Here is a 2,934-nt window from a genome sequence, read left to right as displayed (position 1 = left end):
AACACCCAGCGCCCCGACCTCGACTTCTCACCCCTCGAGGTCCTGTCCCGGATGGATCGTCTGTCGCGACACCTCGACCGCGCCCGCCGTGACGTGTTCCGTCGCAGCGATCTGGAGCACTGGGAGTCCCCGATCAGAGCCCTGCTCGACCGCGCCCTCCGCAGAGGGCGACGGCGTGACGAAGATGTTGCCGGGGTGGGGGTCGGCGTGTACGAAGCTGTGCGTGAAGACCTGATCGAACATGACCTCGGCGAACACGGCGGCGACGTCGGACGGATCGATGCCGGCCGCGCGAAGAGCGTCGGTGTCGTTGATCTTGATGGCCGTGACGTCCGACAGCGTCAGCACCCGACGCGTCGAGCGCTCCCACACGATCTCGGGGGTGCCGACGCGAGGGTCGCCGGCGAAGTTCTCGCGGAACCGTTCGGCGCTGGCAGCCTCATGAAGGTAGTCGATCTCTTCCAGACTGGTCTCGGCGAACTCCTCCACGAGCGCCGGGGCGTCGACGCGGTCGGCGACCAGGCGCACACGGGTCAGCCACCGCGCGACGCGTCGAAGCGCCGCCAGGTCGACCGCGACGATCTCATCGATGCCCGGACGCTGCACCTTCACCACGACGCCGTCGAGGCCAGTGTCGGCGGCGTCGAGCTCCGAGAGACGGGCACGGTGCACCTGACCGAGGGACGCCGCAGCCACCGGCGTCTCGTCGAACCAGGCATACGCCTGCGCGAGCGGTCGGCCCAGCTCCGCCTCGGCAGCGCGGCGGATGTCGGCGAAGGGCACGGCAGGCACCTCGTCCTGCAGCCCCTCCAGCTCGGCGGTGATCTCCGGAGGCAGCACGTCCAGGCGCGACGACATGAACTGCCCGACCTTGATCATGAGACCGCCGAGCTCGATCGCGAGCGCGTGGAAGCGCCGTGCGAACTTCTGCATGCGCGGTCCACGCGTGCGCTCCGCGACAGCACTCATCCCGAACCGCGGGAGGACGAGCTCGAACCACCAGATCTTGACGAGTTCTCGCGCCGCGAACGAGAGGATGCGGCGGTAGCGGGCACGATGGGCGCCCTGCGCCGCGGCATCCTTCATCGCGTCATCCTCTTTTCGCCGCTCCTCACCGGATGCCGCACTGCGCGATCAGTCCTGGGCGAGGATCGAGTACAGCCTACGGCGCGCCTCGTCGAGGATCTCGATGGTCGCCTGCACCTGCTCCGGGCTTCCGCTGCGACCGACCTGGGCGGCCGCCGCTGCGAGGTCTACGCCCGCCTTGGGCAGCGCGTGGAAGCGGGCGTTGTCGCGGTTCCCGTCCTTGCTGGAGGACGACTCCCACGGAGCCGGGGTCTCGGAGCTCTCGTCGGCGATCGCTCGCCCTGCTTCGGTGAGCGAGTAGGTCTTACGACCGTTCTGCTCCTCGGCCTCGATGAGTCCTTCATCGGCGAGCAGCTGCAGCGTCGGGTACACGGAGCCGGCACTCGGCTTCCAGGTGCCGCCGCTGCGCTCGGCGATCTCGTTGATGATCTGGTAGCCGTGCATGGGCTTCTCGGCGAGGAGCGAGAGCACGGCCGTGCGGACGTCGCCGCGGGCCATGCGCGAGCCTCCGGAAGGGCGGGACTCGAAGGACTTGCGGAGCTGGTCCATCGCCTCGAAGATCGCGGAGGCCGGCCCACCGGGGCCCGCTCCGAAGCCGGAGCCGCCGAAGAGTCCGCCGGGTCCGCCGTTGCTCCCGGAGCCGCCGTTGCCGCCGAACGGGTTGGAGGGGAATGCGTTGTTCATGATGACCTCCTGCTGTGGTGAACGATACTCAACGATATATCGTTCATGCTGTGTGTGGGGTGGGAGTCTCCGAGCCCGGAGTGCACACGCCCGGGCGTCGCGCAAGCCCGGTGACGCACACAGGAAGTCGTGGTTAGCTCGGTGACTTGTCGACTTGGGGGAGTGAGACGTTTGTCACAGAGTGATCGACCGGATAACAGCACCAGCGCCGGAGACGCCATCCGCGTGAGCGTGGTCGTCCCGGTGTTCCGACCCGGGCCCTCGTTCGACGACCTCATCGCTTCGCTCGATCGCCAGACCTTGGGCACCTCGGCCTTCGAGGTGCTCCTGTGCGACGACGGCTCCGGCGAGCCCACCGGCGCGCGCCTGGCGGCCATCGCCCGCGATCGCCCCCACGTGCGCGTGCTCTCGCTGGAGCACTCCGGCTGGCCGGGTATGCCCCGCAACCACGGAGTCGATGCCGCCCGCGGCACCTACGTGCAGTTCGTCGACCAGGACGACTACCTGTTCGACGGTGCGCTCGAGAAGCTGTGCGACTACGCCGACCTGAACTCGTCCGACGTGATCGTGGGCAAGGAGGTCGGCATCGGTCGTCGCCTCCCGAGCCGGATCTTCAGCCACGACGTCCCTCGCGCGGTGCTCGGGACCGATCCCCTGCTGGAGATGCTCACACCGCACAAGATGTTCCGCACCTCGTTCCTCCGGGCCAACGGCATCCGTTTCCCCGAGGGCAAGGTGCGACTCGAGGATCATCTGTTCGTGATGCAGGCCTACTTCGCCGCATCGACGATCTCGATCCTGGCGAGCGAGCCCTGCTACGCCTGGGTGAAGGAGCCCGGCAGCGCGAGCTCGTCGCGCATCGACCCCGATACGTACTTCCCCCACCTGGAGACGGTGCTCGATCTCGTCGAGGCGCACACCGAACCCGGGAAGCTGCGTGACCGCCTGCTGCGGCACTGGTTCCGCGGGAAGATCCTGAAACGGCTCTCCGGACGACAGATGGTCCGGTATCCCGACGACTACCGCGACCGCCTCCTCGACATGGCCGACATCGACCAGGTCGAGGAGTGCTGGGAGCAGCTCGAAGAGGTGCTCGGCGACCTCGACGCCGTAGACGCCGACGGGCGTGTGCCCGTGATCCCCGTGACCTACATGAACTCCTCC

The 2,934-nt window shown here is 68.1% G+C and carries 2 protein-coding genes and 2 pseudogenes; 2 read left to right on the top strand and 2 right to left on the bottom strand.

Features of this window, described 5'->3' with window-relative positions; genetic code table 11:
* A pseudogene (locus KZA10_RS18085) lies at positions 1-156 on the top strand (MarR family transcriptional regulator); the annotation flags it as partial.
* On the opposite strand, the pseudogene KZA10_RS11140 reads toward KZA10_RS18085, so the two are convergent.
* A pseudogene (locus KZA10_RS11140) lies at positions 151-1,086 on the bottom strand (ABC1 kinase family protein); the annotation flags it as partial. The pseudogenes KZA10_RS18085 and KZA10_RS11140 overlap by 6 nt on opposite strands.
* 48 nt (positions 1,087-1,134) lie before the next feature.
* Complete coding sequence (locus KZA10_RS11135; RefSeq protein ID WP_218682916.1) at positions 1,135-1,770, bottom strand: PadR family transcriptional regulator; 636 nt, start codon at positions 1,768-1,770, stop codon at positions 1,135-1,137.
* A gap of 225 nt (positions 1,771-1,995) precedes the next feature.
* On the opposite strand from KZA10_RS11135, the gene KZA10_RS11130 reads away from it, so the two are divergent.
* Positions 1,996-2,934: glycosyltransferase family A protein (locus KZA10_RS11130; RefSeq protein ID WP_218682915.1), on the top strand; the 939-nt coding region annotated here is incomplete at its 3' end.

This window comes from Microbacterium sp. BF1 (assembly GCF_019279095.1).
GTDB classification, from domain to species: Bacteria; Actinomycetota; Actinomycetes; order Actinomycetales; family Microbacteriaceae; genus Microbacterium; species Microbacterium maritypicum.
This window is presented reverse-complemented; position numbering and strand designations above follow the sequence as displayed.